This window comes from Wolbachia endosymbiont of Litomosoides brasiliensis (genome assembly GCF_013366805.1).
Classification (GTDB): Bacteria; Pseudomonadota; Alphaproteobacteria; order Rickettsiales; family Anaplasmataceae; genus Wolbachia.
The window spans coordinates 1-3,662 of the sequence record NZ_WQMO01000037.1 but is presented as its reverse complement, the minus strand read 5'-3'; the positions used below and the strand labels follow the sequence as shown (position 1 = coordinate 3,662).

Annotated in this window: 5 protein-coding genes; 3 read left to right on the top strand and 2 right to left on the bottom strand. The window is 34.5% G+C overall.

Going from position 1 to position 3,662, the window contains the following annotated elements; genetic code table 11:
• Both GO684_RS05835 and GO684_RS04900 read right to left on the bottom strand, forming a co-directional pair.
• On the bottom strand, window positions 1-176 hold a 176-nt coding region (locus tag GO684_RS05835), incomplete at its 3' end, for a winged helix-turn-helix domain-containing protein (RefSeq protein WP_369408532.1).
• An 18-nt stretch (window positions 177-194) separates the two neighbouring features.
• Window positions 195-335: a hypothetical protein gene (locus GO684_RS04900; RefSeq protein WP_175939406.1), complete on the bottom strand. Its 141-nt coding sequence runs from the start codon at window positions 333-335 to the stop codon at window positions 195-197.
• A 363-nt stretch (window positions 336-698) separates the two neighbouring features.
• Between GO684_RS04900 and pheS the strand changes: the two genes are divergently transcribed.
• The 3 genes from pheS to GO684_RS04885 all read left to right on the top strand — a co-directional run bounded on the left by pheS (window position 699) and on the right by GO684_RS04885 (window position 3,431).
• The gene (gene pheS / locus GO684_RS04895; protein WP_175939404.1) at window positions 699-1,751 is read left to right on the top strand and encodes a phenylalanine--tRNA ligase subunit alpha; all 1,053 of its coding nucleotides are present in this window, start codon (window positions 699-701) and stop codon (window positions 1,749-1,751) included.
• 5 nt (window positions 1,752-1,756) lie between these two features.
• Window positions 1,757-2,995 carry an NTP transferase domain-containing protein gene (locus GO684_RS05830; protein WP_175939403.1) on the top strand — a complete coding sequence of 413 codons (1,239 nt, stop codon included), beginning with the start codon at window positions 1,757-1,759 and terminating at the stop codon, window positions 2,993-2,995.
• Between the two features lie 226 nt (window positions 2,996-3,221).
• Window positions 3,222-3,431 carry a hypothetical protein gene (locus tag GO684_RS04885; RefSeq protein ID WP_175939402.1) on the top strand — a complete coding sequence of 70 codons (210 nt, stop codon included), beginning with the start codon at window positions 3,222-3,224 and terminating at the stop codon, window positions 3,429-3,431.
• Window positions 3,432-3,662 lie beyond the last annotated feature (231 nt).

The window sequence follows — 3,662 nt, the reverse complement described above, 5'->3', positions numbered from 1 at the left end:
CTTACCAATAGTCTCATTAAGTTTTTTTTACTTTTCCTATTTGCCTTGTCTTGTTCATTGTGAATTGATCTTGGCATAATATATGAAAACTTCATTTTTTGCATATTACGATGTACTGTGGACTTGCTGACATTTAAGTCAAATTTTTCCTTGATTCTTGTTCTCATTTCTTTAATGGTAATATTAGGGTTTTCTTATATCCATACTTCAACTTGTTCAAATTGACTTTGATTTAATCTGGTTCTTCTACGATGTTGAAGTAGAGCAGACAATTTTTCTTCTCTTCCAAGTTTTGGGTGCTTTATCCATGCAGTTAGTGCTGTATTGAAATGCAACTTATTTTTGCTAAGGCTGTTATATGTGCTTTTTTGTTGTAATTACAGCATTTAGTTTTTTGTAACATATGCGTTATTTTGCACTTTCTTCAGCATTTCTTTTGTTAATTCCATGACTTTTTCATTCGATGATTTTAATTTTAACGCCATTTAAACTTCGCTATTTTGCTTACCTCAGTAAGGCTTATTTTCTATTATTATCTATCTGTTACTTGTACGGCGGGAATTAGTGTTAGTTTCATCATTACTGCTGTGCATATTTTATTTATTAATTTCTTAAGATTAAAGGTAGAGTAGTTTTTCGGATTGTTGATGATATTTAAGATTTTACTATAATATAAAGTTTGAGCTAGCGTTTCCGAGATGAATAAAGAGCTACTAAATGAAATACCTTTACTTGAGGATAGGGCTGTTTCTGAAATTGAGAGTGCTTTTTCTTTGCAAGATTTGAAAAAAGTTAGACTGTCATATTTGGGAAAAAAGGGCTTAATTAAAGCTTGCTTTGATGACTTAAAAAAGGTGGAAGGTGCAGAAGAAAAGCATGATTTAGGTGCAGTTATCAATGTTTTGCGTAATAAGCTAGATCAGCTTATAATGAATAAAGAAAATATACTAAAGGCTGAAGAGGTTAACTTAAAATTGCAAAACGAAGCAGTTGATATTACGTTGCCTGTTAGACCAGAAAAAATTGGCAGGGTTCATCCATTGAGTAAAGTCATAAATGAAGTGAAGCTCATTTTTGCACATATGGGCTTCAGAGCAGTCGATGGTCCTGACATTGAAGACGAGTTTCATGTATTTGATGCGCTGAATACTCCAAGTCATCATCCTGCGCGAGAGGAGCAAGATACCTTCTACTTAAAGAACAAAATAAACGACAAGAGGATGGTGCTGCGCACTCATACCTCATCTGTACAGATCAGAACCATGAAAAAAGCAAAAACTCTCCCAATTAAAATAGTAGCTGCCGGCAGGGTGTACAGAAATGACTTTGATGCAACTCACACTCCTATGTTCCATCAGATGGAAGGATTATATGTTAATGAAAATGTCAATATGGGCCAGTTAAAATTTACTATTCATCACTTCCTCAATAAGTTTTTTGGAGACAAAGGGCTAAAGATACGTTTTCGTAATAGTTTTTTCCCTTTTACTGAGCCTTCCGCGGAAGTGGACATAAGTTATAAAGGGAGTAAATGGATAGAAGTACTTGGATGTGGTATAGTACACCCAAATGTTTTTCAAAATGTTGGAATAGATCATACTAAATATAGCGGTTTTGCGTTTGGTATTGGCATAGAAAGGCTTGCAATGCTGAAATATCAAATTAGTGACTTAAGGAGCTTTTACGGTAATAGAATTAGCTGGCTTAATCATTATGGCTTTCATTTTTCATCTTTAATTTTTCATCTTTAAGATAAGTGATAAATAAAGCTTACACGTTTATTATACTTGCTGCCGGGCATGGCAAGCGAATGAATTCTAGTTTGCCTAAAGTTCTGCATAAAATAGGCAACTTTTCTATGCTTCAGCATATCATTTGCAATGCGAGACAGTTAAATCCTGAAAATATAGCTGTTGTAGTAGATTTGCCTTTGATTGAAAGATTGGGGTGTCTTGAGGGTATACAATTAATTACACAAGAATCAACACTTGGCACGGGAGATGCGGTCAGGACTGTGGTGAGAAATATGAAAGAATTACCAGATTCTAGCATAGTTGTTGTGCAGTATGGAGATACTCCACTTATAAAAAGCAGCACAATAACTAAGATGGTTAATTGCTTAGAAGGCAAGGCTCTGGTTTGTCTTGGTTTTAAGACCAGCAACAAAGAATACGGTAGGTTAATTATTGAGAATGGTTCCTTGAGAGAAATTGTAGAGGCACAAAATGGTGAAAATAGTAGTGAAAAGTTTCTTGCTAATGCTGGAATAATGGTTGCATATGCAAAGAATCTGCATGAATTAGTGGAAAAAATAGGGTGTAATGGCTCAACTTGTGAGTATTACTTAACCGATATAGTTTCCATTGCAGTAAAAAGTGATTTAAGTGTCGGCTGCGTTACCACTGATGAAGAAGAGGCAACCGGCGTAAATAGCAGAAGTGATCTTGCAAAAGCTGAGTTTTATTTTCAAGAAAACAAGAGAAAATTTTTTACTAATTCTGGAGTAACACTTGTCGCTCCAGAAACTGTTTTCTTTTCCCTTGATACACAAATTGATATAGATTCGATTATTTACCCATACGTTTTTTTTGGCCCTGGAGTAAAAATAGGGTCTGGTGCTAGAATCGGTCCATTTACCAAATGTGAGGACACAACAATTGGCAATGGTGCAATTGTGGGAAACTTTGTCGAAGCAAAAGCAAGTGATATAGGTACAAATACTAAAATAAAGCACTTAAGTTACATAGGAAATACCAAGGTAGGGCCGGGTAGCAACATAGGTGCAGGTGCTGTTGTTTGTAATTACGATGGGAAAAAGAAACATAGAACGAATATAGGGAGTAATTGCTTTGTTGGTGCTAATAGCTCATTGATTGCGCCACTTAATGTTCATAATGAATCTGTCATTGCGGCTGGTAGTATTATAGTGAAGGATGTGCCAAAGAAAAGACTTGTAATAACGAGAAGAAAGCAAATGGTTAAGAAAATAAAGTAATTTAATCTTGCTCGGGAATATTCAAAAAAGTGTGCCAAACTGGAAAGTGAAAAGGTGATAGAAGCGAAAAATGAAGGTTTAATAAATTGAATCGAAAAATATATAACAGGACTTGTTGGGTTGGTAGATTATGAAGAACTATAAACAAATATCCTGTTGTCTATAAGAAGAGGCAGGCCATTGACTAGGAGGGATGGGTATTAATACCAATTCTTACTGTACAAGGATGGATAGACAACAATGGAAAAGGAGCTATGAACGCATATGTGCAAAGAAACTAAATGCTGTAATTACAGCAAAAAAGCACAGTATAACAGCCGTAACAAAAGTATGTTGTATTTCAAGAATAGCATTGGCTATATGGATAAAACACCTGAAATTTCGAAGAGAAGGAAAATTGTTTACTCCCTTCAATGTTGTGGGAAAATTAGGTTGAATCAGGCTCAATTTGAATGAGTTGAAGTATTGATACAAGAAAACCCTAATATTACCATTAAAAAAATAAGAGTAAGAATTCAAGAAAAACTTAGCTTCAGTGTTAGTAAGTCTATAATACACCGTAATATGCAAAAATGAAGTTTTCGTATATTATGCCAAGATCAATTTACAATGAACAAGACAAAGTAGACAGGAAAAGTTAAAAAAACTTAATGAGACTGTTAGTAAA